Source organism: Thioprofundum lithotrophicum, from assembly GCF_055387065.1.
In genome coordinates this window covers 2,807,500-2,832,592 of record NZ_AP042379.1, presented here as the reverse complement: position 1 = coordinate 2,832,592, position 25,093 = coordinate 2,807,500, and the positions used below count along the sequence as shown (strand labels likewise).

General features: G+C 66.6%; 30 protein-coding genes. 26 read left to right on the top strand and 4 right to left on the bottom strand.

Annotation, left to right across the window (positions count from 1 at the left end; genetic code table 11):
* Positions 1 to 24 precede the first annotated feature (24 nt).
* Together ACZ5BH_RS13575 and ygfZ are read right to left on the bottom strand one after the other, a co-directional pair.
* On the bottom strand, positions 25 to 864 hold the full coding sequence (locus ACZ5BH_RS13575) for an HDOD domain-containing protein (RefSeq protein WP_464889799.1): 840 nt from the start codon (positions 862 to 864) through the stop codon (positions 25 to 27).
* A gap of 186 nt (positions 865 to 1,050) precedes the next feature.
* The gene (gene ygfZ / locus ACZ5BH_RS13570) at positions 1,051 to 2,088 is read right to left on the bottom strand and encodes a CAF17-like 4Fe-4S cluster assembly/insertion protein YgfZ (protein ID WP_464889798.1); all 1,038 of its coding nucleotides are present in this window, start codon (positions 2,086 to 2,088) and stop codon (positions 1,051 to 1,053) included.
* Between the two features lie 110 nt (positions 2,089 to 2,198).
* On the opposite strand from ygfZ, the gene sdhC reads away from it, so the two are divergent.
* The 6 genes from sdhC to ACZ5BH_RS13540 all read left to right on the top strand — a co-directional run bounded on the left by sdhC (position 2,199) and on the right by ACZ5BH_RS13540 (position 6,242).
* Positions 2,199 to 2,579 (top strand): succinate dehydrogenase, cytochrome b556 subunit, encoded by a 381-nt coding sequence (gene sdhC / locus ACZ5BH_RS13565; RefSeq protein ID WP_464889797.1) that lies wholly within the window; start codon positions 2,199 to 2,201, stop codon positions 2,577 to 2,579.
* Entirely contained in the window at positions 2,576 to 2,917 is a 342-nt protein-coding gene (gene sdhD / locus ACZ5BH_RS13560) for a succinate dehydrogenase, hydrophobic membrane anchor protein (protein ID WP_464889796.1), read from the top strand. The genes sdhC and sdhD overlap by 4 nt, the downstream gene beginning before the upstream one ends.
* Positions 2,914 to 4,677 carry a succinate dehydrogenase flavoprotein subunit gene (sdhA, locus tag ACZ5BH_RS13555; RefSeq protein WP_464889795.1) on the top strand — a complete coding sequence of 588 codons (1,764 nt, stop codon included), beginning with the start codon at positions 2,914 to 2,916 and terminating at the stop codon, positions 4,675 to 4,677. The genes sdhD and sdhA overlap by 4 nt, the downstream gene beginning before the upstream one ends.
* 11 nt (positions 4,678 to 4,688) lie before the next feature.
* On the top strand, positions 4,689 to 5,384 hold the full coding sequence (locus ACZ5BH_RS13550) for a succinate dehydrogenase iron-sulfur subunit (RefSeq protein WP_464891222.1): 696 nt from the start codon (positions 4,689 to 4,691) through the stop codon (positions 5,382 to 5,384).
* Between the two features lies 1 nt (position 5,385).
* Positions 5,386 to 5,640 (top strand): FAD assembly factor SdhE, encoded by a 255-nt coding sequence (locus ACZ5BH_RS13545; protein WP_464889794.1) that lies wholly within the window; start codon positions 5,386 to 5,388, stop codon positions 5,638 to 5,640.
* A gap of 137 nt (positions 5,641 to 5,777) precedes the next feature.
* The gene (locus ACZ5BH_RS13540; RefSeq protein WP_464889793.1) at positions 5,778 to 6,242 is read left to right on the top strand and encodes a protein YgfX; all 465 of its coding nucleotides are present in this window, start codon (positions 5,778 to 5,780) and stop codon (positions 6,240 to 6,242) included.
* Here ACZ5BH_RS13540 and nadB read toward each other — a convergent pair.
* The gene (gene nadB, locus ACZ5BH_RS13535) at positions 6,200 to 7,825 is read right to left on the bottom strand and encodes an L-aspartate oxidase (RefSeq protein WP_464889792.1); all 1,626 of its coding nucleotides are present in this window, start codon (positions 7,823 to 7,825) and stop codon (positions 6,200 to 6,202) included. The two genes, ACZ5BH_RS13540 and nadB, sit on opposite strands and share 43 nt — an antisense overlap.
* A 198-nt stretch (positions 7,826 to 8,023) precedes the next feature.
* Between nadB and rpoE the strand changes: the two genes are divergently transcribed.
* The 14 genes from rpoE to acpS all read left to right on the top strand — a co-directional run bounded on the left by rpoE (position 8,024) and on the right by acpS (position 19,042).
* The gene (gene rpoE, locus ACZ5BH_RS13530) at positions 8,024 to 8,599 is read left to right on the top strand and encodes an RNA polymerase sigma factor RpoE (protein WP_464889791.1); all 576 of its coding nucleotides are present in this window, start codon (positions 8,024 to 8,026) and stop codon (positions 8,597 to 8,599) included.
* Positions 8,600 to 8,652: 53 nt separating this feature from the next.
* On the top strand, positions 8,653 to 9,279 hold the full coding sequence (locus tag ACZ5BH_RS13525) for a sigma-E factor negative regulatory protein (protein WP_464889790.1): 627 nt from the start codon (positions 8,653 to 8,655) through the stop codon (positions 9,277 to 9,279).
* Position 9,280: 1 nt separating this feature from the next.
* Positions 9,281 to 10,264, top strand: a complete 984-nt coding sequence (locus ACZ5BH_RS13520) for a MucB/RseB C-terminal domain-containing protein (RefSeq protein ID WP_464889789.1) — start codon at positions 9,281 to 9,283, stop codon at positions 10,262 to 10,264.
* Positions 10,257 to 10,715: a SoxR reducing system RseC family protein gene (locus ACZ5BH_RS13515; protein ID WP_464889788.1), complete on the top strand. Its 459-nt coding sequence runs from the start codon at positions 10,257 to 10,259 to the stop codon at positions 10,713 to 10,715. Before ACZ5BH_RS13520 ends, ACZ5BH_RS13515 begins: the two co-directional genes overlap by 8 nt.
* Before the next feature lie 49 nt (positions 10,716 to 10,764).
* Entirely contained in the window at positions 10,765 to 12,225 is a 1,461-nt protein-coding gene (locus ACZ5BH_RS13510) for a DegQ family serine endoprotease (RefSeq protein WP_464889787.1), read from the top strand.
* Positions 12,226 to 12,230: 5 nt separating this feature from the next.
* Entirely contained in the window at positions 12,231 to 12,473 is a 243-nt protein-coding gene (locus tag ACZ5BH_RS13505; protein ID WP_464889786.1) for a glutaredoxin family protein, read from the top strand.
* Positions 12,474 to 12,577: 104 nt separating this feature from the next.
* Complete coding sequence (gene lepA / locus ACZ5BH_RS13500) at positions 12,578 to 14,383, top strand: translation elongation factor 4 (RefSeq protein ID WP_464889785.1); 1,806 nt, start codon at positions 12,578 to 12,580, stop codon at positions 14,381 to 14,383.
* Between the two features lie 3 nt (positions 14,384 to 14,386).
* Complete coding sequence (lepB, locus tag ACZ5BH_RS13495; protein ID WP_464889784.1) at positions 14,387 to 15,166, top strand: signal peptidase I; 780 nt, start codon at positions 14,387 to 14,389, stop codon at positions 15,164 to 15,166.
* A 20-nt stretch (positions 15,167 to 15,186) separates the two neighbouring features.
* Positions 15,187 to 15,561, top strand: a complete 375-nt coding sequence (locus tag ACZ5BH_RS13490; RefSeq protein WP_464889783.1) for a DUF4845 domain-containing protein — start codon at positions 15,187 to 15,189, stop codon at positions 15,559 to 15,561.
* A complete protein-coding gene (rnc, locus tag ACZ5BH_RS13485; protein WP_464889782.1) occupies positions 15,558 to 16,235 on the top strand; it encodes a ribonuclease III in 678 nt (225 codons plus the stop codon). Before ACZ5BH_RS13490 ends, rnc begins: the two co-directional genes overlap by 4 nt.
* A complete protein-coding gene (era, locus tag ACZ5BH_RS13480; protein ID WP_464889781.1) occupies positions 16,232 to 17,149 on the top strand; it encodes a GTPase Era in 918 nt (305 codons plus the stop codon). Before rnc ends, era begins: the two co-directional genes overlap by 4 nt.
* A 10-nt stretch (positions 17,150 to 17,159) precedes the next feature.
* The gene (recO, locus tag ACZ5BH_RS13475; RefSeq protein ID WP_464889780.1) at positions 17,160 to 17,894 is read left to right on the top strand and encodes a DNA repair protein RecO; all 735 of its coding nucleotides are present in this window, start codon (positions 17,160 to 17,162) and stop codon (positions 17,892 to 17,894) included.
* 15 nt (positions 17,895 to 17,909) lie between these two features.
* On the top strand, positions 17,910 to 18,653 hold the full coding sequence (gene pdxJ / locus ACZ5BH_RS13470; protein WP_464889779.1) for a pyridoxine 5'-phosphate synthase: 744 nt from the start codon (positions 17,910 to 17,912) through the stop codon (positions 18,651 to 18,653).
* On the top strand, positions 18,650 to 19,042 hold the full coding sequence (acpS, locus tag ACZ5BH_RS13465) for a holo-ACP synthase (RefSeq protein WP_464889778.1): 393 nt from the start codon (positions 18,650 to 18,652) through the stop codon (positions 19,040 to 19,042). Before pdxJ ends, acpS begins: the two co-directional genes overlap by 4 nt.
* Positions 19,043 to 19,179: 137 nt before the next feature.
* Here acpS and ACZ5BH_RS13460 read toward each other — a convergent pair whose 3' ends face one another.
* A complete protein-coding gene (locus tag ACZ5BH_RS13460) occupies positions 19,180 to 19,533 on the bottom strand; it encodes an Hpt domain-containing protein (protein ID WP_464889777.1) in 354 nt (117 codons plus the stop codon).
* A gap of 109 nt (positions 19,534 to 19,642) precedes the next feature.
* Here ACZ5BH_RS13460 and cysM point away from each other — a divergent pair, with 109 nt between their 5' ends.
* From cysM to nagZ, 6 genes are all read left to right on the top strand, one after another.
* On the top strand, positions 19,643 to 20,542 hold the full coding sequence (cysM, locus tag ACZ5BH_RS13455) for a cysteine synthase CysM (RefSeq protein WP_464889776.1): 900 nt from the start codon (positions 19,643 to 19,645) through the stop codon (positions 20,540 to 20,542).
* Positions 20,543 to 20,568: 26 nt separating this feature from the next.
* Complete coding sequence (locus ACZ5BH_RS13450; protein ID WP_464889775.1) at positions 20,569 to 21,345, top strand: 3'-5' exonuclease; 777 nt, start codon at positions 20,569 to 20,571, stop codon at positions 21,343 to 21,345.
* A gap of 2 nt (positions 21,346 to 21,347) precedes the next feature.
* Positions 21,348 to 22,688: a 23S rRNA (uracil(1939)-C(5))-methyltransferase RlmD gene (gene rlmD, locus ACZ5BH_RS13445; protein WP_464889774.1), complete on the top strand. Its 1,341-nt coding sequence runs from the start codon at positions 21,348 to 21,350 to the stop codon at positions 22,686 to 22,688.
* A gap of 293 nt (positions 22,689 to 22,981) precedes the next feature.
* A complete protein-coding gene (locus ACZ5BH_RS13440; RefSeq protein WP_464889773.1) occupies positions 22,982 to 23,452 on the top strand; it encodes a CYTH domain-containing protein in 471 nt (156 codons plus the stop codon).
* A 4-nt stretch (positions 23,453 to 23,456) separates the two neighbouring features.
* On the top strand, positions 23,457 to 23,933 hold the full coding sequence (locus ACZ5BH_RS13435; protein ID WP_464889772.1) for a L,D-transpeptidase family protein: 477 nt from the start codon (positions 23,457 to 23,459) through the stop codon (positions 23,931 to 23,933).
* Between the two features lie 20 nt (positions 23,934 to 23,953).
* Positions 23,954 to 25,003, top strand: a complete 1,050-nt coding sequence (gene nagZ, locus ACZ5BH_RS13430; RefSeq protein WP_464889771.1) for a beta-N-acetylhexosaminidase — start codon at positions 23,954 to 23,956, stop codon at positions 25,001 to 25,003.
* Positions 25,004 to 25,093: the final 90 nt, after the last annotated feature.

The window sequence follows — 25,093 nt, the reverse complement described above, 5'->3', positions numbered from 1 at the left end:
GTAGCTGGTGGCTGGTATCCCGCCTCACCCCGAAAGCGCCGCCCGCACGTCCTCGATCTGCGCGCTGGTCTCGTCCATTTCCACCACGCTCACGTCGGTGGCGATCCCCAGACGGGCGAAGGCCGGCACGCTGGACCAGTCCACCGCAGCCAGGGGGTGATCGCTGCCGAACACGCTCTGCAGGTTGGCGGCGATCACCACGTCCACGTAATCCGCCGCGCCGCCCGGGTCCCGTTCCAGATCCTCGTGATCGGCGGCCACGGCCACCAGTTCCGGGGGGAACAGCCACTTGGTAAGGATGGCCGCGCCCAGGCGGGTGTGGGCCTTGCGGATGATCCGATCCAGCATCGCCTCGTCGGCCAGCAGTTCGGGATAGTCCTCGGCGCGGGTGAGGATCGGCAGGACACCGATGTCGTGCACCAGCCCCGCGAGCAGGGCCTGGTCGGGCTTGAGATCCGAGAACTGGCTGGCCAGGGCCTGGCTGATGGCCGCCACTTCGGTGCTGTGTTCCCAGGTCTGGCGCAGGCGCTTGTCGGTGGCGTCGGTGGTGGCCTGGAACATCTGCTCCATGGCGATGCTGGTCACCAGGTTGCGCACCATGTCGCTGCCCATGCGGGTCACCGCGGCCTCCACGCTCTCGATCTGGCGGCTGGCCCGCAGCAGGGGGCTGTTGGCGATCTGGATGAGGCGGGCGGAGAGGGCGGCGTCGGAAGTGATTACCTTGGCCACGTCCATCATGGAGGCGTCCTCGTCCTCGAGGGTGTCGCGCACCTTGAGCGCCACTTCCGGCAGGGTGGGCAGCACCAGTTTGTCGTTCTCCAGATCCGCCAGCAGTTCGTTGAGAAAGTTCGCTTCCAGTGACATGGGGGCTCCTTGTCGGGTTTCGCCCGGCCCGCCGGCGCGGGCCGCAGGGGTGGACGCAGGCGGGGAAGGGCGAAACCACCCGGACTTCCCGTCAGCCGCGTTGAAGACCGGGTTTTTCAACCGCCTGCGTCAGTGACGATATCGGCTGCCGGGCGCGGGTCTTGAGGGCGTGAAGGCGGAATTTTCTCAGTCGGCGAGCACGGTGTAGGGCAGCGCCTCGAGGGTCAGGGCCGGTCCCGCCGGCGCGCCCAGGTGCAGAGGGTTCTTTGCGCTGGCGATCTGCACCACCATCAGCAGATCCACGCCGCCTGCGGGGGCCGGGGCCGCCTCCACCACCTTGCCCGCGGCCTGGTCCTCGCCTTCGGCGAAGACGGCGCTGCCGGGAGCGGGCAGCTCGGCGGTGTCCGCATGGGCGAGGTACATGCGCCGCTTGAGCTTGCCCAGATAGTGCATGCGGGCGACCACTTCCTGGCCCGGATAGCAGCCTTTCTTGAAGCTGATGGCGTCCAGGGCCTCGAGGTTGGCCATCTGGGGCACGAAGGCTTCCACGGTTTCGGCATGCAGATCCGGCAGCCCGGCGCGAATGTTGAGCCAGGTCCAGACCGCCGCGCCCACCGGGGTGGCCTGGCGGGCCAGACGCTGCCAGAGGGCCACCACCGCCTCGGCCGGACCGTGGATTTCGAAGCGGGGCAGGGGGCCGGGCAGACGCAGCACGCTCAGGCCGTCCTGGTGCCGCACCTGCCAGTCCCGCTCGGGCACGCTGCCGACGATGTCGGCCAGCAGCGTCGATGCCCGCGCGCCGGCGAGGCCGAAACGGGCCAGCGCGTCGCTGGCCTCCTCCAGGCTCACCTGGCTGCGCAGCACGAACATGCGCAGGCGCTTGAGCGTGGCGTCAAGGATGTCGGCCGGCAGCACCAGGAAGTAGTCGCCATCGCGCAGGAAGAGATGGAAGATGGCCAGCATCCGGCCCTTGGCATTGCTGTAACTCGAGAGCTGCGCCTGGCTGTCACTCACGGCATTGACGTCGTTGCCGAACTGGTTCTGCAGGAATTCCCGGGCGTCCTCGCCGCTGACGCGGATCAGGCCATAGTGGGAGAGATCGGCGATCACCTCGCCCTGTGCGGCGGCCTGCCGTTCGGCGGCAGGATCGCCGAAGTCCGTCACCCGGCCGGATGTGATCCGGGCGCCCTGGGTTTCGAGGAATTGCTGCCAGTCTCGGTGCATGGAAACTCCTGATACGATGTCGGCTATACTTGCAGAGCCGCGACAACGGTCGTAAGGTTGAAGAAAGGGAATCGGATGTTCAGCGGAACCGAACGCGAGCGACAATTATAATGCCAAGCCGAAGCGCACGGCCAAGATTTCTCAACCTGTTCCAGATCCGCCAGCCGATCACGGCGCTGGTCTCCATTACCCACCGGATCAGCGGGGTCTTGCTGTTTCTTTCCCTGCCTTTCGCCGTCGGATTGCTGCATCTTTCCCTGCGCAGCGCAGGGGATTATCAGCGCGTCCTGCACTGGCTCGCCCTGCCCGGCATGAAACTCCTCGGCCTGTTGCTGGGCTGGGCCATCCTGCACCACTTCTTCGCCGGCCTGCGCTTCCTGCTGCTGGATCTGGATCTCGGCCTGCGGCTGCAGACGGCCCGGGCCACGGCCTGGAGCGTGTTCGCCATCGTGGCCGTGTTCTTCCTCCTGCTGACGTGGAGGCTGGCATGACCTTCCGTGCCCAGGGCATGCGGGCCTGGCTGCTGCAGCGTTTCAGCGCCGCCTACCTGGCCCTGTTCGTGCTCGCGGCCGTGCTCTGGCTGGCCACGGGCGGCAGCGCGGATTATTCGGGCTGGCGCGCGCTGCTTGGCCGGCCGGTGGTCAGCGTGGCCTTCGCCCTGTTCTTCCTGTCACTGTTCTTCCATGCCTGGGTGGGGATCCGCGACGTGCTGATGGACTACGTGCCCAATCTCAAGCTGCGCCTGCTGCTGCTCGTGGCCGTGGCGCTGCTGCTGATGGGCCTGGCGGTGTGGAGCGCCCTCATTCTCATCTCGGTCTATCTGCCATGACGAAACCCGAATACCGCCGTTTCGACACCCTGGTCATCGGCGCCGGTGGCGGCGGCCTGCGGGCGGCGCTGCAACTGGCCCGGGCCGAGGCCAACGTGGCCGTGGTATCGAAGGTGTTTCCCACCCGTTCCCATACCGTGGCCGCCCAGGGGGGCATCAACGCCGCGCTCGGCAACGTGCTGCCCGACAACTGGCACTGGCACATGTACGACACCATCAAGGGCAGCGACTACCTGGGCGATCAGGATGCCATCGAGTACATGTGCCGGGCCGCGGCGCACCTGGTCTACGAGCTGGAACATGCCGGGGTGCCCTTCAGCCGGCTGGATAACGGCAAGATCTATCAGCGGCCCTTCGGCGGCCAGAGCATGAACTTCGGCGGCGAACAGGCGGCGCGCACCTGCGCGGCGGCCGACCGCACCGGCCACGCCATGCTGCACACCCTCTATCAGCAGAACATCCGCGCCAAGACCCACTTCTTCGACGAATACTTCGCCATCGATCTGCTGCGCGACGAGGAAGGCTTCATTCTCGGCGCCCTGGTGCTCGACATCGAGCGCGGCGAACCGCTGGTGATCGAGGCCAAGACCACCCTCATCGCCACCGGCGGGGCGGGGCAGCTGTTCCGCACCAACACCAATGCGCGGATCAATACCGGTGATGGCCTGGGCATGGCCCTGCGGGCCGGCCTGCCGCTGCAGGACATGGAATTCTTCCAGTTCCATCCCACGGGCATCGCCGGCAAGGGCATGCTGATCACCGAAGGCGCACGGGGCGAGGGCGGCTACCTGATCAACCGGGATGGCGAGCGGTTCATGGAACGCTACGCCCCCCATGCCAAGGATCTGGCCAGCCGCGACGTGGTCAGCCGGGCCATCGCCACCGAGGTGCGCGAAGGGCGCGGCTGCGGGCCCAACGGCGACCACGTGCTCCTGAAACTCGATCACCTGGGCGAGGAGGTGCTGAAGAAGCGCCTGCCCGGCATCCTGGATCTGATCCACACCTTCCTGCACATCGATCCGGCGAAGGAGCCGGTGCCCGTGTTCCCCACCGCCCACTACACCATGGGCGGGATCCCCACCAACCGCCACGGCCAGGTGGTGGCCCCGGTGGAGCAGGGCGAGGAGGTCATTCCCGGCCTGTACGCGGCCGGCGAATGCGCCTGCGTCTCGGTGCACGGCGCCAACCGCCTGGGCGGCAACTCCCTGCTCGACATCGTGGTCTTCGGCCGCGCCGCCGGCAACCACATCATCGACTACCTCAGGGAGAACCGCTATCACCGGCCCCTGCCGCCGGAAACGGTGGACCGGGCCCTGGCGCGGCTGGCGCGCTGGGACGCGAAGGGCGATGGCGAGACGGTGGCGGGCCTGCGCGCCGAGCTGCAGGCCACCATGGAAGAATATTGCGGCGTGTTCCGTACCCAGGAGGTACTCGACGCGGGCGTGGCCAAGGTGCTGGAACTGGAGCGGCGGATGGACGACGTGCGCCTGCAGGATCACAGCAAGGTGTTCAACACCGCCCGCATCGAGGCCCTGGAGCTGGAGAACCTGATGGCCATCGCCGTGGCCACCGTGGTCAGCGCCCAGGCCCGCAAGGAGAGCCGCGGCGCCCATTCGCGCATCGACTATCCCGAGCGGGACGACGTGCACTGGCTCAAGCATACGCTGTTCTTCCGTGAGGGACGGCGGCTGGAATACAAGCCGGTGACCCTCAAGCCACTGTCGGTCGAATCCTTCCCGCCCAAGGAGCGTGTCTATTGACCATGGCCCGCATGCGCTTCCAGATCTACCGCTACAACCCGGAGACGGACACCGAGCCGTACATGCAGGATTTCGTCCTCGACGACGTGCAGCCCGGCATGATGCTGCGCGATGCCCTGCTGCGGCTCAAGGAACAGGACGAGACCCTCACCTTCCGCCACTCCTGCGGCGAGGGCGTGTGCGGCTCCGATGCCATGAACATCAACGGCACCAACGGCCTGGCCTGCATCACCCCGCTGGCCGGCCTGCGCGAGCCGGTGGAGATCCGCCCGGTGCCGCAACTGCCGGTGATCCGCGACCTGGTGGTGGACATGAGCCAGTTCTATCATCACTACCGCTCGGTGAAGCCCTATCTCATCGTTCACGATCCCGAGCCGGAAGTGGAGTTCCGCCAGAGCCCGCAGGAGCGGGAAAAGCTCGACGGCCTGTACGAATGCATCCTCTGCGGCTGTTGCACCACCTTCTGTCCTTCCTTCTGGTGGAACCCGGAGAAGTTCCGGGGGCCGGCCGCCCTGTTGCAGGCCTGCCGTTTCCTGGTGGACAGCCGCGACCAGGCCACCGCCGAGCGGCTCGAGGATCTGGAGGGGCCCTACCGGCTGTTCCGCTGCCATACCATCATGAACTGCGTGAACGTGTGCCCCAAGGGCCTCAATCCCACTGCCGCCATCAACACCATCAAGCGCCTGATGGTCAAGGACATGATCTGATATGCCGCCCGGGCCGGATCGGGAACGGGCGCGTCTGCTGTGGCAGTGCCGCCGCGGCATGGCCGAACTGGACGCCCTGCTGAGCAACTTCGTCGAACGCCGCCATGCCGATCTGGACGACGCCGGAAAACGGGCCTTCGAACGCCTGCTCAGAACCCCCGATCCCCTGCTGATCGAATACCTGCTGGGCCGCGTGATCCCGGCCGATCCCGAACTCGCCGCCCTGGCCCGGCAGATCCGCGCAGCCATGGATTGATCGCGTTTTCCGACACGCCTGTCGGAATTGTCCGACAGCGGAGGGCGCCGATCTGCGCTTCAATTTGGTTGCCAGGCTGTCGAAAAACGCTGTTTTTCAACAGCCTGTTACAGGTTCATCGGACAAGGAGGTCGTGCATGGCGCGTCGTTTCGTGGAAGGCCGCATTCTGCGGCTGGAAGTCCAGCCCTCCCGCCTGCTGCTGCGGGCCCAGTTTCTGGTGCATGGTCTGGCCCTGATGGTGCTGGCCTATCCGCTGGGCGTGCCCCTGTGGCTGCGGGTGGGGCTGTTCGTGCTGCTGGGGATCAGCCTGTTTTCCCTGTCGCGCAACGAGACCCTCTCCCGGGTGCATCACCTGCTGCTGGATGCGGAGGATCGCTGGTTCCGCCTCGGGGCGGACGGCGAGCGGGAGGCCTTGCGGCTGCGCGGGGATTCCTGGCTGGGGAGCGGGATGGCGGTGCTGCGCTTCGCCCGCGCGCAGGGCGGGCGGCCGCTGAACGTGGTGATTCTGCCCGACAACCTCGACGCCGAGACGTTCCGGCGCCTGCGGGTGCGCCTGCGTCAGGCCTCGGCGGAGAGCGGAGTCTCGTCGCTGCCGGGATAGTTGTCCGGCGCCAGCACCGTGTTGCGCGGCGGATGGCGGGTGTCCGGCTCGGGGTAGTCGAGGGTGTAGTGCAGCCCGCGGCTCTCCTTGCGGGCGCTGGCCGAGCGGATGATGAGATCCGCCACCAGGGCGAGGTTGCGCAGCTCCAGCAGGTCGCCGGTGATCACGAAGTCGCCGTAGTACTCCTCGATTTCCGCCAGCAGCAGGGCGGCCCGGTGGGCGGCCCGCTGCAGGCGCTTGTCGGTGCGCACGATGCCCACGTAGTCCCACATGAAGCGGCGCAGCTCGTCCCAGTTGTGGCTCACCACCACTTCCTCGTCCGAGTCGGTCACCTGGCTGGCGTCCCATTCGGGAATGGTCTCGGTGGGCCGCGGCCGCGCGCAGGCCCGGATGTCCTCGCTGGCGGCCTCAGCGAACACCAGGCATTCGAGCAGGGAATTGCTGGCCAGCCGGTTGGCTCCGTGCAGGCCGGTGTGCGCCGTCTCGCCGATGGCATAGAGACTGTCCAGATCGGCCCGGCCCCGCAGATCGGTCACCAGCCCCCCGCAGGTGTAGTGGGCGGCCGGGACCACCGGGATGGGCTCGCGGGTGATGTCGATGCCGAACTCCAGGCAGCGCCGGTAGATGGTGGGAAAGCGGCGTTTGACGAATTCGGCCGGCTTGTGGCTGATGTCCAGGTTCACGTGCTCGATCCCCAGGCGCTTCATCTCGTGGTCGATGGCCCGGGCCACGATGTCCCGGGGCGCCAGTTCGGCGCGGGGATCGAAGCGCTCCATGAAGGTCTGGCCATCGGGCAGCAGCAGGCGGCCCCCTTCGCCGCGCACCGCCTCGCTGATCAGGAAACTCTTGGCCCGGGGGTGGTAGAGGCAGGTGGGATGGAACTGGTTGAATTCCAGGTTGGCCACTCGGCAGCCGGCCCGCCAGCCCATGGCGATGCCGTCGCCGGTGGAGGTGTCGGGATTGCTGGTGTAGAGATAGACCTTGCTGGCCCCGCCGGTGGCCAGCACCACGTTGGCGGCGCGGAACACCCGCACCGTGTCGTCGGCCTTGTCGAGCACGTAGGCGCCCAGGCAGCGGTTGCCGGGCAGGCCCAGCTTGGCGCGGGTAATCAGATCCACGGCGATGTGGTGTTCGTGGATGTCGATGTTGGGGTGGGCGCGCACCTTGTCTTCGAGCGTGGTCTCCACCGCCCGACCGGTGGCATCGTCGGCATGCACGATGCGGCGGTGGGAATGGCCGCCTTCGCGGGTCAGATCGAAGCCGGTGCCGTCGGGATCGAGGTTGAAGCGGATCCCCGTCTCGAGCAGCCAGCGAATGTTGCCGGCGGCCCGTTCCACCACGAAGCGCACCACCTCCGGATCGCACAGGCCGGCACCGGCATTGAGGGTGTCGTTGATGTGGGCTTCGATGGAATCGTCGTCGCCCAGCACCGCGGCGATCCCGCCCTGGGCGTAGAGGGTCGAACCGTCCGCCAGCTTCCCTTTTGAAATCAATGAGATATGATGCGTGTCCGCAAGGCGCAGGGCCAGCGAGAGGCCGGCGGCGCCGCTGCCGATGATGAGGACGTCGCTTTCGATCTGCATGCCGTTCCCCGCAGGCGGTTCCCAGCACCGGGGGATGCCATTTCTGTTTCCCGCCGGGATGGGTTTAGAATGAGCCGTCGTTTCACCGCACTATAACGAAAAAATCTTCCGCCGTGCGAACTCCACCCGGATTATACGGTCAATGTGGGTAGGTTCCGGGCGGCCTTTCTGTCACAGCTAGAGAAGGAAGCAGCCCGGATGGGCGAATTCGAATCGGATCAGGCTCTGGTCGAGCGCGCCCAGCGGGGTGACAAGCGGGCTTTCGACATGCTGGTGCGCAAGTACCAGCAGCGGATCATGAAAGTCCTCTCCCGCTACGTGCGCGATCCCATGGAGGTCCAGGATCTCGCCCAGGAAACCTTCATCAAGGCCTACAAGGCCCTGCCGAGGTTTCGCGGTGACAGCGCCTTCTACACCTGGCTGTACCGCATCGCCATCAACACGGCAAAGAACTACATCGTGTCCCAGGGGCGGCGGCCGCCCCAGTCGGACATCGACGCGACCGAGGCCGAGACCTACGAAGGCGAATCGGCGCTCAAGGAATATGCCTCGCCGGAACGGGAAGTCCTGCGGGACGAGATCAAGGAGACGGTTTTCCGGGCCATCGACGAACTGCCCGAGGATCTGAAGACCGCCATCACGCTCAGGGAACTGGAAGGCATGAGCTACGAGGAGATTGCCGATGCCATGGAATGCCCCATTGGCACGGTGCGCTCGCGGATCTTCCGGGCCCGCGAGGCCATCGACAAGAAGTTGCGCCCCCTGCTGGAATAGCCGGAAGCGCAAGATCCGAACATCCCGTTGCGAAGCGTCAGCAGGTGATCAACATGAACGACAAGCTCCACGAAGAACTCTCCGCCTTCATGGACGACGAGGTGCAAGATGCCCGTCGCCTGGCCGAACGCCTGTCCCGCGATCCCGAGCTGCAGGCCCGCTGGAGCCGCTATCACCTGATCCGCGATGCCATGACCGAGCACCTGACCTATGCCGAATTCGACATCGCCGGCCGGGTCAGCGCCGCCCTGGAGAACGAGCCCACGGTGCTTGCGCCGCGCCGCTGGCAGCTGCCGCCCCGCGCCCGCCGGGTGGCCCGCCAGGTGGCCGGCCTGGCCATCGCCGCCACCGTCTCCGCGGTCACGGTCATGACCGTCCAGCAGCAGCGCGGCGCCCAGGAGGCCGCGCCGGCCGTGGCCCAGGTGGCCGGCAACGCCCGCCTGGTGGCACGCACCCCGCCGGCCCGGGTGGTGCAGTTCGTCCCCGAGAACCGGCAACTCAACCCCGCCGTGCGCTCCAAGCTCAGCAACTACCTGGTCAACCACAACGAATACTCGGTGACCTCCAACATGCAGGGCGTCCTGCCCTACATGCGCATCGTCAGCGCCAACCCGCCCGAAGCCGCGCCGCCGCCCCGTTCCGCTCCGCGCATCGAGAATGCCGTCGTCAATGGTCAATAGCATGCCGTCGTCCCGGTCGTCCCTCCTGGCCCTGGGCCTGTTGTTTCCGATTCTGGTCCTGGCGGCCGAGCCGCTGGAAGAGGTCGAAGCCTGGCTGCAGAAGATGCAGCGGGCCGCCCATACCCTCAACTACGAAGGCACCTTCGTCTACGGCCACGACAACAATCTCACTTCCATGCGGATCATCCACCGCGCCGACGAACAGGGTGAACAGGAACGCCTGATCGCCCTCGACGGCAGCGGCCGCGAGGTGGTGCGCAACGACGACCGCGTGGCCTGCATCATGCCCGATGCCCAGTCGGTGGTGGTGGAGTCGAAGCGGCCGCGCAAGCAGTTTCCGCCCGCCTTTCCCATGCGCATCGACAACCTCACGGCCATCTACCGTTTCCGGCTGGCCGGCGAGCAGCAGGTGGCCGGCCGCACCACCCAGCGCATCGACATCCAGCCCCGCGACGCCTACCGCTACGGTCACCGGCTGTGGATCGACCGCGAGACGGGCCTGCTGCTCAAGACCCACCTCGTCGACGAGCAGGGCCAGCCGGTCGAGCAGTTCATGTTCACCCGCATCCGTTTCCTGGAGCAGGTGCCCGATGCGTGGCTGCAGCCGGCCGTGGACGCCAGCCGCTTCACCCGCTACGAGGCCCGCCGGGATGCGCCGCTGGAGATGGACAACCCGCCCGACGTGATCATCGGCTGGATGCCGCCCGGCTTCCATGAAGACATGCAGCGCATGCAGCGGCTGCCGGCCAGCAGCCATCCCGTGGAACACCTGGTCTACTCGGACGGCCTCGCCTCGGTGTCGGTGTTCCTCGAGGAGGAAGTGGAGCGGGATGCCGCCAATCTGATCGGGGCCACCCGCATGGGGGCCGTCAATGCCCATGGCCGTTCCCTGGGGGACTATCACGTGACCGTGGTGGGCGAGGTACCCCATCTCACCGTGCAAAAGATCAGCACCGCGGTACGCCTGAAGCAGGACGATGATTGAGCAGTATGCCACCGTGGTCCGCCTCGAGGGCGATCGGGCCTGGATCACCGCCGAGCGGGAGAGCAGTTGCGGCCAGTGTTCCCTGCGCAAGGGCTGCGGCACGGCCGTGCTGGCCGGTGTTCTGGGCCGGCGCGCGGTGAACCTCTGTGCCCTGAATCCGCTCCAGGCCCAGCCGGGCGAACGGGTGATCGTCGGGCTCGACGAAAGCGCCATGCTGCGGGGCGCGGTGGCCGTCTATCTGGTGCCCCTGCTGACCCTCATCGCCGGTGCCGGGCTGCTGGCCGCGCAGGGGGAGGGCGCCGCCGTGGCCGGGGGCGTGCTCGGTTTCCTCGCCGGCCTGTTCTGGCTGCGCCGCTTCCACCGGCGGATCCGCCGCGATCCCCGCTATCAGCCCGTGATTCTGCGACGTTTGCAACCGGGCGGCTTTGCGGTACAGTCCTTCCCTGGTTGAAGGACAGTCAACGTCATCTCCCGTCATCAGCAATCACTTCGAGGACGCCATGAATCCGAAGGCAATCCGTTTCCGCCCCTTCTGGCTGTTGTTGCTGTTGCTGGTCGCCGGCCAGGCGAGCGCATTCAGTTTCGGCAAGGACGATCAGGCCAAATGCGCCTGCATGCCCGATTTCACCAAACTGGTGGAGCAGAACAGCGCCGCGGTGGTGAACATCAGCACCACGCAGAAGGTCAGGCATCCGCATCGGTTGCCGCCGGGCATGGAAATGCCCGACATCCCCGAGGATTCGCCCTTCGGCGATCTGCTGCGCCGCTTCTTCGGCGAGCAGGGGGATGACGAGGCGCCGGAGATGGAGAGCCAGTCGCTCGGCTCCGGTTTCATCATCGACTCCCACGGCTACATCATCACCAACAATCACGTGGTCAAGGACGCCGAGGAGATCATCGTGCGGCTGTCGGATCGGCGGGAGCTGAAGGCCAAGCTGGTGGGCACCGATCCCCGCTCCGACATGGCCCTGCTCAAGGTCGAGGCCGACAATCTGCCCATCGTCAGGATTGGCAGCTCGGCGAAGCTCAAGGTGGGCGAGTGGGTGATGGCCATCGGCTCGCCCTTCGGTTTCGATCATTCGGTCTCGGTCGGCGTGGTCAGCGCCATCGGCCGCAACCTGCCTTCCGAGAACTACGTGCCCTACATCCAGACCGACGTGGCCATCAACCCCGGCAACTCGGGCGGGCCGCTGTTCAACGGCGCCGGCGAGGTGGTGGGCATCAATTCCCAGATCTACAGCCGCACGGGCGGCTTCATGGGGCTGTCCTTCGCCATTCCCATCGACGTGGCCATGGACGTGGTCAAGCAGCTCAAGGCCCACGGCAAGGTGGTCCGTGGCTGGCTGGGGATCCTGATCCAGGACGTCAACCGCGAACTGGCCGAATCCTTCGGCATGGATCGCCCGGAAGGCGCGGTGGTGCTCAAGGTCATGCCCGACAGTCCGGCGGCCAAGGCCGGCCTGCAGGTGGGTGACGTGGTCATCGAATACAACGGCAAGCGGATCCACCAGTCGTCGGATCTGCCGCTGGAGGTGGGCCGCACCCCCGTGGGCCGCACGGTGCCGGTCGTGGTGATCCGCGAAGGCAAGCGCAAGACCCTGAAGGTCACCATTGCCGAACTGCCCGCCGAAGAGGAACTGGCCGGGAAGGCCGGCAAACCCCACCCGGACAAGGTCAAGACCGATCGCCTGGGACTGGTGGTGGAGAAACTCAGCGAGGCCCAGCGCAAGGATCTGGGCACCGGCAAGCGTGGCGTGCTGGTGCGCAAGGTGGGCAAGGGGCCGGCCCGCGAGGCGGGGATCCGCCCCGGGGACGTGATCCTGATGATCAACAACCAGGACGTGACCGATCCCGCGCAGTTCCGCAAGCTGGTCAAGTCGCTCCCGGCCGGCCGGTCGGTGCCGGTGCTGATACAGCGCGGCGATGCGCCCGTGTTCCTGCCCCTGAAGATCCCGAAGTAGGCCCCGTGGCCGAGCGGCTCACCGTCTTCGTGCGCAGCGGCTGCCATCTGTGCGAGCAGATGCTCCAGGAGTTGCAGCGGCTGCGCACGGAGCGGGATTTCCGGCTGGAGGTGGTGGACATTCTCGGCCACGAGGCCCTGGAGGCCGAATACGGCAGCCGAATCCCCGTGCTGGCCGGCGAGCGGGGCGAGATCTGCTATTACTTCCTCGACGAGACGGCCCTGCGCCGCTATTTCGGCCAGGGCTGAAATCGGCTACAATCCCCACTCCCGAACCCGGGTGGAAAAAGGCGCTGCAGGCGCCTTTTTCCGTATCGGGCACTGACACCGGACTCCATGCATCGCAGAACGCCGTGACCGATCTGACCCATATCCGCAACTTTTCCATCATCGCCCACATCGATCATGGCAAATCCACCCTGGCCGACCGGCTGATCCAGATCTGCGGCGGACTGACGGAGCGGGAGATGGCCGAGCAGGTGCTCGACTCCATGGATCTGGAGCGCGAGCGGGGCATCACCATCAAGGCCCAGAGCGTCACCCTCGAATACACCGCCGCCGACGGCCAGACCTACCAGCTCAATTTCATCGACACCCCCGGCCACGTGGACTTCTCCTACGAGGTGTCCCGCTCCCTGGCCGCCTGCGAGGGCGCCCTGCTGGTGGTGGACGCTTCCCAGGGCGTCGAGGCCCAGAGCGTGGCCAACTGCTACACGGCCATCGACCAGGGGCTGGAAGTGATTCCGGTGCTCAACAAGATCGATCTGCCGGCGGCCGATCCGCAGCGGGTCATCAACGAGATCGAGGAGATCATCGGCATCGAGGCGCAGGACGCCGTGCGGGTCTCGGCCAAGACCGGCGAAGGCGTGCCGGATCTGCTCGAGCGCATCGTCGCGGCCGTGCCGCCGCCCGAGGGCGATCGCGAGGCGCCCCTGCAGGCCCTGATCATCGATTCCTGGTTCGACAACTACCTCGGGGTCATCTCCCTCGTGCGGGTGGTGCAGGGCACTCTGAAGAAGAAGGACAAGATCCGGGTGATGGCCGCCGGCCGCAACCACCAGGTGGACAAGGTGGGGATCTTCACGCCCAAGCGCCAGGACACGGAGATGCTCCGGGCCGGCGAGGTGGGCTATGTGATTGCCGGCATCAAGGAGATCGACGGCGCGCCGGTGGGCGACACCATCACCCACGTGGATCGGCCGGCGCAAGCGCCGCTGCCCGGCTTCAAGCCGGTCCAGCCCCAGGTGTTCGCCGGCCTGTTCCCGGTGGAGGGCGACGACTACGAGGATCTGCGCGAGGCGCTCTCCAAGCTGCGCCTCAACGACGCGGCGCTGTTCTACGAGCCCGAAACCTCCCAGGCGCTCGGCTTCGGCTTTCGCTGCGGCTTTCTCGGCATGCTGCACATGGAAATCATCCAGGAGCGGCTGGAGCGGGAATACAACCTGGATCTCATCACCACCGCCCCCACGGTGGTCTTCGAGGTGCTCACCACCGCCGGCGAGACCATCCGCATCGACAACCCGGCCGATCTCCCCGAGCCCAACCACATCGACGAGATCCGCGAGCCCATCATCACGGCGCACATTCTGGTCCCGCCCGACTACGTGGGCAACGTGATCAACCTGTGCATCGAGAAGCGCGGCGTGCAGAAGTCGATGCAGTATCTGGGCAACCAGGTGGCGCTGACATACGAGCTGCCTATGAACGAGGTGGTGCTGGACTTCTTCGACCGCCTCAAGTCGGTCAGCCGGGGCTATGCCTCGCTGGACTACGAGTTCGCCCGCTTCCAGGCCGCCAATCTGGTCAAGCTGGACATCCTGATCAATGGCGAGAAGGTGGACGCCCTCTCGGTCATCGTGCACCGCGACGCGGCCCAGTCCCGGGGCCGGGAACTGGCCGAACGCATGAAGGAAATCATCCCCCGGCAGATGTTCGACGTGGCCATCCAGGCCGCGGTGGGCTCCAAGATCCTGGCCCGCACCACGGTCAAGGCCCTGCGCAAGAATGTCACTGCCAAGTGCTACGGGGGCGACGTGACCCGCAAGCGCAAGCTGCTGGAAAAACAGAAGGCCGGCAAGCGCCGGATGAAACAGGTGGGCAAGGTGGAGATTCCCCAGGAGGCGTTTCTCGCCGTGCTCTCCGTCGGCAAGGAAAAATAGACCATGGATTTCGACTTCGAACTGCTGCTGGTGGTGCTGACCTTCGCCACCGGCATCGTGTGGGGTATCGACGCCCTGTTTTTCGCCCGCCATCGCCAGGCGTCGTCTGGTGCGGAAGAAGGCGAGGCGGCGCGCAGGGAACCCCTGCTGGTGGAATACGCCCGCTTCCTGTTCCCGGTGGTGCTGGTGGTGCTGGTGCTGCGCAGCTTCGTGGCCGAGCCCTTCCGCATCCCGTCCGGGTCCATGCTGCCCACCCTGGAGGTGGGCGATTTCATCCTGGTCAACAAGTTCGCCTACGGCATCCGCCTGCCGGTGGCCCACAGCCGGGTCCTCGACCTGGGCCAGCCGCAGCGGGGCGACGTGATCGTCTTCCGTTACCCGGAGAACCCTTCCGTGGACTACATCAAGCGGGTGGTCGGGGTACCGGGAGATGAAATCGGCTACTATAATAAGGTTCTGTATATCAACGGAAAACCGGCAGAGCAGACACCGCTGGGGCCCTACGATCCGGCCTTCCCCAACATTCAGCGCCGGCGGGAGGATCTCACGGGCGTGGTGCACGACATCCTGGTCAACGAGATGGTGCCGGCCGGCGACTTCATCGTCAAGGTGCCGCCGAACCGCTATTTCGTGATGGGCGACAACCGCGACAACAGCCGTGACAGCCGCTACTGGGGCTTCGTGCCGGACGAGAACCTGGTGGGCAAGGCCATGCTCATCTGGATGAACTGGCAATGGGGCCACTGGCCGAAGCCGGGACGCATCGGTACGGTCATCGAATGAACCGACACGCGAGGTGCCGCATGAGGTCTTTGCATCGCCAGCAGGGTATGACCACCATCGGCTGGATTCTGGTCTTTCTGCTGATCGCCTTCTTCACGCTCATCACCCTGAAGATCGTCCCCATCTACCTGGACAGCTTCAAGGCGGTGAGCATCCTCAAGGATCTGGAGGCGGAACCGGAAACCGGTGCCATGTCGCCGGGCGAGGTCGTGCGCACCCTGCGCAAGCGGCTCGACATCAACATGGTCGAGGGCGTGACCAATGACGACATCTACGTGGAACGCACCGGTGATTCGATGGTCATTGGCTTCGACTACGAAGTGCGGCGCAACCTCCTCGGCAACCTCGACGTGGTGGTGAGTTTCGACAAGTCCATCGAGGTGCCCGTGCGTTGAGCGCCGCCCTGGATCGGCTGGAGGCGGCGCTCGGTTACCGGTTCCGCCAGCCGGCCCTGCTCGAGACGGCGCTGACCCACCGCAGCGCCGGGCGGCGCAACAACGAGCGCCTGGAATTCCTGGGCGACGCCATTCTGGGTTTCGTGATCAGCGAAGCCCTCTACCAGCGCTTTCCCGAAGCCACGGAGGGGCAGCTCAGCCGCATGCGCGCCAGCCTGGTCAAGGGCGAAACCCTGGCCGGCATCGCCCGTGATCTGGATCTGGGGGAATACCTGATCCTGGGATCCGGCGAACTCAAGAGCGGCGGCTACCGGCGCGAATCGACCCTGGCCGACGCGGTCGAAGCCCTGATCGGCGCCATCTACCAGGACAGCGGACTGGCGGCGGCCCGCGAGTTCGTGCTGCGCCACCTGGGCGAGCGCATCGGGGAACTCGATCCGACCGGCATCCTCAAGGACCCCAAGACCCGTCTGCAGGAATACCTGCAGGCCCGGGGGCGGCCGTTGCCCCGTTACCGGGTCACGGCCATCCGCGGCAAGACCCATGATCAGGTGTTCGAAGTGGCCTGCCACGTCGAAGGCCTGGACGAACCGACCCGGGGCACCGGGAGCAACCGCCGCAAGGCCGAGCAGGCCGCCGCGGCCGCGGCCCTGGCCCGACTGGAACAGGCATGAACGCGCAAACCCCATCCGCATCCTATCGCTGTGGCCTGGTGGCCATCGTCGGCCGCCCCAACGTGGGCAAGTCGACCCTGCTCAATCATCTGCTGGGGCAGAAACTCAGCATCACCTCGCGCAAGCCCCAGACCACCCGCCACCAGATCCTTGGCATCAAGACCACGGCGCGGGCCCAGTTCGTGTTCGTGGACACGCCGGGCCTGCACAGGCAGGGCAAGCGGGCCCTCAACCGCTATCTCAACCGGGCCGCCAGCAGCGTGCTGCCCAGCGTGGACGTGGTGCTGTTCGTGGTGGAGGCCCTGCGCTGGACCGAGGAAGACGATCTGGTGCTTGAGCAGGTGAAACGGGCCGGCCTGCCCACCATTCTGGTGGTCAACAAGGTGGATCGCCTGGAAGACAAGCCGGCCCTGCTGCCCTTCCTGGCCGAGGTGGGCGGCAAGCACGATTTTGCCGCCGTGGTGCCGGTCTCCGCCCTCAGGCACGACAATCTCGCCGATCTCGAAGACGAGCTGTACCGCCTGCTGCCCGTCGCCGAGCCCATGTTTCCGGAAGATCAGATCACCGATCGCAGCGTGCGCTTCCTGGCCGCCGAGATCGTGCGCGAGAAACTGATGCGCAGCCTCGGCCAGGAACTGCCCTACGATCTCACCGTGGAAATCGAACGCTTCGAGGAGGAGGGCAGGCTGGTGCGGATCGGCGCCCTGATCTGGGTGGACCGGCCCAGCCAGAAGGCCATCGTCATCGGCCGCCACGGCGAGCGGCTCAAGCAGATCGGCACCCAGGCCCGCAAGGACATCGAGGCCATGCTTGGCCAGAAGGTGTTTCTCGAGCTGTGGGTCAAGGTCAAGGAAGGCTGGTCCGACGACGAACGGGCCCTGCAGAGCCTCGGTTACCGCAACGAGTTCGAATAGCCCCACGGCCATGTCTGCTCCGCGCCGCAGCGTCCACGCCGCCAGCCTGGAGGAGGCCTTCGTGCTGCACAGCCGGCCCTACCGGGATACCAGCCTGCTGCTGGAAGTCTTCAGCCGCGAGCAGGGCCGCCTCGGCCTGGTGGCCCGGGGCGCCCGCCGGGGCCGCAAGCGCCTGGCCGAACAGTTGCAGCCCTTCGCGCCGCTGCTGCTGAGCTGGCGGGGCCAGGGGGAACTGGCCACCCTCACGGCGGCCGAGCCCGCCGGCCTCGCCCTGCTGCCGGCCACGGGCGGGCTGTTCAGCGGCTTCTATCTCAACGAATTGCTGATCCGCCTCCTGCACCGGGGCGACCCCCATCCGCACCTGTTCGACGTCTATCGCCAGACCCTGGCGCTCCTCGGCCAGGGCACCGACGAAGAGGCCGTGCTGCGCCGTTTCGAACGTCTGCTGCTGCAGGAAATCGGCTATGGCCTGCAGCTCGAACGGGAAGCCGGCAGCGGCGCCCCCGTGGCCCCCGGGCGCCTCTACGACTACCTGCCGGAGCAGGGCCCGGTGCCGGCGGGGGAAGGGGAGTCCCGGGGCGTGCGTGTGCATGGCCACACCCTGCTGGCCCTGGCCCGCGACGGGGAACTCGACGCCGAAGGCCGGCGCGAGGCCAAACGCCTCATGCGCGCCGCCCTGGCTGTTCATCTGGGAGACCGGCCGTTACAATCCCGCGAACTCTACCGCCGCCAGCGCCTGCTCTGAACCGGAATCTGACCCATGAACCAATCCGATCCCATTCTTCTTGGCGTCAACATCGACCACGTGGCCACCCTGCGCCAGTCACGTGGCACCCGTTACCCGGAACCGCTGCAGGCCGCGCTGCTGGCCGAGCAGGCAGGGGCCGACGGCATCACCCTGCATCTGCGGGAGGATCGGCGGCACATCCAGGAGCGGGACGTGGAGATGCTGATCGGCATGCTGCAGACGCGCATGAACCTGGAGATGGCCGTCACGCCCGAGATGCTCGACATCGCCTGCCGGATCCGGCCGGCCGACTGCTGTCTGGTGCCCGAACGGCGCGAGGAGCTGACCACCGAAGGCGGGCTGGACGTGGCCGGCCAGCGGACACGGATTCGTGATGCCTGCGCGCGCCTGGCCGAGGCCGGCGTGCGGGTCTCCCTGTTCATCGACGCCGAGCCGGCACAGGTGGACGCGGCCGCCGAGGTCGGCGCGCCGGTCATCGAGCTGCACACCGGGCACTATGCCGATGCGCCCGACGCGGCGAGCCGCCAGGCCGAGCTGCAACGCATCGAGCAGGCGGTGGCGCAGGGGCGGGAACTCGGCTTGCAGGTCAATGCCGGTCACGGCCTGCACTATCACAACGTGGCCGAGATCGCCGCCATCCCCGGCGTGCGCGAACTCAACATCGGCCACGCCATCATCGCCCGCGCCCTCTTCACCGGCCTCGAGGAAGCGGTGCGGGAGATGAAACGCCTGATGACGGAAGCCCGCCGCGGATGATCTTCGGCATCGGCACCGACATCGTGCGCGTGGCGCGCATGCAAAAGAACCTCGAACGCTACGGCGAACGCTTTGCCGAACGCCTCCTCGGGCCGGACGAACTCGACGCCTTCCGCCGCAACGCCCGTCCCGCCCACTTCCTCGCCAAGCGCTTCGCCGCCAAGGAAGCCACCGCCAAGGCCATGGGCACCGGCTTCACCGGCGGCCTCGCCTTCCACCACATTGCCGTCGACCACGAACCGGCTGGCCGTCCCGTGCTCAGCTTCACCGGCAAGGCCGCCGAGTTCATGCAGGAAAACGCCATCGCCACCGCCCACCTCAGCCTCTCTGACGAAGACGAATACGCCATTGCCTATGTGATCCTGATAAGGGACGAGGTGCAGATGTAGGCCGGCTCAAGCGCAGCGGAGCCGGCAAACAAGCGTGACAAGGCGGTTATCCCGTAGGAGCGGCGCAAGCCGCGAAAACGTCTCCCTTCGCGCCTTTGCGCTGAAAATGCCGTTACCGGATCCTGGATGGCGAAATGCTAGGACCAATCGCCCGATTCGAGGATGGCCGGGCCCTGTTCCAGCAGTTGGTCGATGGCGCTGTTGAGGGCGGCGAGGGGGGTGTCGAGATCGGCGCCGTCGCCGGCCTTGATGGCCTGCTCCATGGCATGGGCGGCTTCGCGCAGGGCGGGGACGCCGCAGTAGGCGGTGGAGCCGTGGATCTTGTGGGTGTGATCCCACAGGGCTTCCCGGTCGCCGCTGGCGAAGGCGGCGTTCACCTTGTCACGCAGATCCGGCAGATCCGCCAGCAGCATGCCGAACAGATCGCGGGCCAGATCGGCGCTGCCGCCGGCCTGTTCCAGGGCCAGGGAGATGTCCACCACGTCGCTCATGTTCACGGCCTCGCGCAAACCGGGAAGCCAAAAGCTACGCCACCGTCCGCCCGGCGTCAATCGCTGTCGCCCGTTTCCTGACGGACGGCGGATCCGATACACTAGGCGGATGAGCGAGCACGAATTTCCCACCATCGAAGCCTTCGTCGGCAACACGCCTCTGGTGCGTCTGCAGCGTCTGCCGGGGGAGACCAGCAACACCCTGCTGGTGAAGCTGGAAGGCAACAATCCCGCCGGCTCGGTGAAGGATCGCCCGGCCCTGTCCATGATCCGCCATGCCGAGGAGCGGGGCGAGATCCGGCCTGGGGACACCCTCATCGAGGCCACCTCTGGCAACACCGGTATCGCCCTGGCCATGGCCGCGGCCATTCGCGGCTACCGCATGGTGCTGATCATGCCCGAGAACATGAGCGTGGAGCGGGTTCAGGTAATGAAGGCCTACGGCGCCGAGATCATCCTGGTCAGCCGCGAGGCGAGCATGGAGGGCGCGCGGGATCTGGCCAAGCAGATGGAAGCCGAGGGCAAGGGCAAGGTGCTCGATCAGTTCTCCAATCCCGACAATCCCCGTGCCCACTACGAGACCACCGGCCCCGAGATCTGGCGCGACACCCACGGCCGGATCACCCACTTCGTCTCCGCCATGGGCACTACCGGCACCATCATGGGCACCGCGCAATACCTCAAGGAGCAGAACGCCGAGGTGCAGATCGTCGGCGTGCAGCCGGCCGAGGGGGCGAAGATTCCGGGCATCCGCCGCTGGCCGCCGGAATACCTGCCCAGCATCTTCGACGCCTCGCGGGTAGATCGCACTCTGGACGTGACCCAGGAAGAGGCCGAGGAGACCACGCGGGCCCTGGCTGCCCGGGAAGGGATCTTCTGCGGCATCTCCTCGGGCGGCGCGGTGGCCGCCGCCCTGGCCCTGAGCCGTGAGGTGGAGAACGCGGTGATCGTGTCCATCATCTGCGATCGGGGTGATCGCTACCTGTCCACCGGCGTGTTTCCGGCCTGAGCCGGCGCGCCCTTGCGGAAATTTCCATGAACGTCTTCGTCTTCGACATCGAAACCGTGCCGGACGTGGAGGGCGGTCGTCGCCTCTACGGTCTGGAGGGCCTCTCCGACAAGGAGGTGGCCAATGTCATGTTCCACAAGCGCCGCCAGGAGACCGGCAGCGAATTCCTGCGCCTGCACCTGCACAAGGTGGTGGCCATCTCGGTGGTGCTGCGCAGCCGCGACCGGCTGGCGGTCTGGTCGCTGGGCGACGAGTCCGCCGACGAGAAGGAGATCATCGAGCGCTTCTTCCACGGCATCGAGAAATACGTCCCCACCATCGTCTCCTGGAACGGCAAGGGTTTCGATCTGCCGGTACTGCACTACCGTTCCCTGTTGCACGGCATCCAGGCCCCCCGTTACTGGGAGACGGGCGATACCGATCAGAGCTTTCGCTGGAACAACTACCTGAGCCGCTATCACCGCCGGCATACGGATCTGATGGACGTGATCGCCGGCTACGAGATGCGCGCCGTGGCGCCCCTGGACGAGGTGGCTACCCTGCTGGGTTTTCCGGGCAAGATGGGCATGAGCGGCGGCGCCGTGTGGGACGCCTACCAGGCCGGCGACATCGCCGGGATCCGCAACTACTGCGAGACCGACGTGCTCAACACCTATCTCGTGTACCTGCGCTTCGAGATGGTCAACGGCAATCTCACCCCCGGCGAATACCGCGACGAGCTGCAACGGGTGCGCGAGACTCTCAAGACAGAGAACAAGCCCCATTTCGAGCAGTTTCTCGCCCACTGGCCGGAGACCTCCTGAGCATGGCCCGTCGCCGCCGCCGGCCCCGCCTGCCGGAAGATCCCGTCGTCGCCACCATCGAATCCCTGAGCCACGAAGGCCGGGGCATCGCCCGCCTCGAGGGCAAGACCGTGTTCGTGGACAACGCCCTGCCCGGCGAGACGGTGCGCCTGCGCTACCGCTCGGTGGGCAAGCGCTTCGATGCGGGGATCGCCGAGGAAGTGCTCGAAAACCCCTCACCCATGCGGGTGGCGCCGGCCTGCGCCTTTTACGGCCTGTGCGGCGGCTGCAGCCTGCAGCACATGGCCCCGGATGCGCAGATCCGCTTCAAGCAGCAGACCCTGGCCGACGCCTTCGAACACATCGGCAAGGTGGCCCCGCAGGAATGGCTCGAACCGCTCACCGGTCCGGTCTGGGGCTATCGCCAGAAGGCCCGCCTGGGGGTGCGCAACGTACCGAAGAAGGGCCGGGTGCTGGTGGGCTTTCGCGAGAAGTTCAGCCAGTACCTGGCCGACATGCGCGCCTGTGAGGTGCTCGACCCGCGGGTGGGTCACCGCCTGGAAGCCCTCTCGGACCTCATCGGTTCACTGGAAGCGGCCAGCCGCATCGCCCAGATCGAGGTGGCCATCGGCGACGAGCAAGCCGCACTGGTGTTCCGCAACCTCGATCCCCTGGGCGAGGCCGACACGGCGAAGCTGGCCGCCTTCGGCGAGCAGAGCGGTTTCCAGATCTGGCTGCAGCCCGGCGGCCCCGACACGGCCCGCCCCCTGCGCGACGACTGGCCGCCGCTCGAGTATGCCCTGCCCGACTTCGACGTGCGCCTGCGCTTTCTGCCCACCGATTTCACCCAGGTGAACAGTAAAATCAATCGCCGCATGGTGCGCCGTGCGCTGGAACTGCTGGCGCCCCGGTCCGGCGAGCGGGTGCTGGAGCTGTTCTGCGGCCTTGGCAACTTCTCTCTGCCCCTGGCCCGTTCCGGCGCTGACATCGTCGCCGTGGAGGGCGAAGCGGGCCTGGTCCAGCGCGCCCGTGACAATGCCGCGCGCAACGCCCTCGACAACGTCGAATTCCACGTGGCCAATCTCATGGAACCGGATCCCGATGCCCCCTGGCTGCGCGGCCGGCACTACGACAAGATCCTGTTCGATCCGCCCCGCAGCGGGGCCGTGGAGATCCTGCCCTTCGTTGCCAACATCGGCGCGAAACGGATCGTCTACGTTTCCTGCAATCCCGCCACCCTGGCCCGGGACGCCGGCATCCTGGTCCACGAACACGGCTATACCCTGGAGAAGGCCGGCGTGATGGACATGTTCCCCCACACCGCCCACGTCGAATCCGTCGCCCTGTTCACGCGGGATGACTGAACCGGCAGCGGTCGATGGAAGGAACACGGAGGTCACGGAGGCACGGAGGACACGGAGAATCTGTTTTTTGACACAATCGCTGGTATTGCAGGGAAACGTGTGAAGGGCGGTGGCTTGATGGACGTGAGCGCCGGACCACGGTGTTTGCGGTTCAGATCAGGTGGCATGGCTTTGTTTCGGGCGTGACCGATATATTATGCTGAGCATATTACCTCTCCGTGTTCTCCGTGCCTCCGTGACCTCCGTGTTCCTTCCACAGCTCCCCATCGAAGCCATGCAAGGAGACGATTCCCATGCCCATCGAAATTGAACGCAAGTTTCTGGTCATCGACGACAGCTGGCGTGCCTCGGCGGGGGAGGGCATTCCCATCCGGCAGGGGTATCTGGTGGGGGAGGGGCTGGCGTCGGTGCGGGTGCGGCTGGCGGGGCACCAGGCCAATCTGAACATCAAGGGGCGCACCCTGGGTGTGCGCCGGCAGGAGTTCGAGTATCCGATCCCGGTGAGCGATGCGCGCATTCTCCTGGAGACGCTGTGCGCGAAACCCCTGGTGGAGAAGATCCGCTATCCGGTCTGGTTCGAGGGCCACGAGTGGGAGGTGGACGTGTTCGAAGGCGCCAACGGGGGGCTGGTGGTGGCCGAAATCGAACTGGCCGACGAGCACGAGGCCTTCGTGCGTCCACCCTGGGTGGGCAGGGAGGTGTCGGACGATCCCCGCTACTACAACACCGAACTGCGCAAGCATCCCTTCTCGGAATGGGGCTGAGGCCGTGCATCTGGAGGTGGACATCGGCCGGCAGCTCCTGGTGATTCACCACGACGACGGATCCCGGGAGTGCTTTCCCGTCTCCACGGCCCGCAACGGGCCCGGGGAGCGCGCCGGCAGCGAGCAGACGCCGCGGGGCTGGCACGTGGTGCGGGCCCGCATCGGCGCCGGTCAGCCGCCCGGCGCGGTTTTCGTGGGCCGCCGGCCGACGGGGGAGATCTGGTCGCCGGCGCTCGCCGCCCGCCATCCCGGCCGGGACTGGATCCTCACCCGCATCCTCTGGCTCAGCGGCCTGGAGCCGGGTCGCAACCGCCTCGGCGAGGTGGATACCATGCGCCGCTTCATCTACATCCACGGCTGCCCGGACCCGGAACCGCTTGGCATTCCGGGCTCCCATGGCTGTATCCGGATGCGAAATCATGATGTAATTCGGGTCTTTGACGCCGTGCCCGCGGGCACCCGCGTCTGGATTCACGAATAAGGCACAGGACACGACCCCCCATGTCGCTCGGCCCCATCATGCTGGATCTGGAGGGCGTGGAACTCACGCCCGAAGAGCGGGAACTGCTGGCCCATCCGGGCGTCGGCGGCGTGATCCTGTTCTCGCGCAATTTCGCCTCGGTGGATCAGCTCGAAGCCCTGGTGAGCGAGATCCACGCTCTGCGCCGCCCGCGCCTGCTGGTGGCCGTGGATCACGAAGGCGGCCGGGTGCAGCGTTTCCGGGACGGTTTCACCCTGATTCCGGCGGCCGGCCATCTGGGCCGGGTGTTCGATCAGGATCTCCACCGCGGGCGGCGCCTGGCCGAAACCGCCGGCTGGGTGATGGCCGTGGAGCTGCGCGCCGTGGGCATCGACTTCAGCTTCGCGCCGGTGCTGGACATCGATCACGGTGCCAGCGAAGTCATCGGTGACCGTGCCTTCCATGCCCACCCGGACGTGGTCACCGATCTGGGCCGGCACTGGATCAAGGGCATGCACGAGGCGGGCATGGCGGCCACCGGCAAGCACTTTCCCGGTCATGGCGCCGTGGCGGCCGACTCCCATACCGACTTGCCGGTGGACCGGCGCGACTACAAGGACATCTATGCCCACGACATCGTGCCCTTCAAGCGCCTGGTCCACCACGGCCTGGCGGCGGTGATGCCGGCCCACGTGGTCTATGCCGAGGTGGACGCCCGGCCGGCCGGCTTCTCCGCCTTCTGGCTGCAGGACGTGCTGCGCAAGCGGCTCGGCTTCCAGGGGGTCATCTTCAGCGACGATCTGAACATGGCCGGCGCGGCCGCGGGCGGAGAGACCTTCGCCGATCGGGCCACCCTGGCGCGCCAGGCCGGCTGCGACATGCTGCTGGTGTGCAACAACCGGGCCGGGGCCATCGAAGTGGTGGAACACATCGGCGATCCCCACGACCCGGTCAGCTACCTGCGCCTGGCCCGCATGCACGGCCGGCACGACATCACCCGCCGGCAGCTCCACAGCATGGGCAAGTGGCAGGAAGCGGTTGCCACGCTGGAAAAATATCAGGATGATCCCAGCCTGGCGTTCGACTTTTGACACTTCCGGCCACAAGGGCGGCCCCAGCTCAGGTATTAAACGTCTCAAAATTGTGCTGACACGAACGGCGCCGGTGTGGGGATGGGTGTA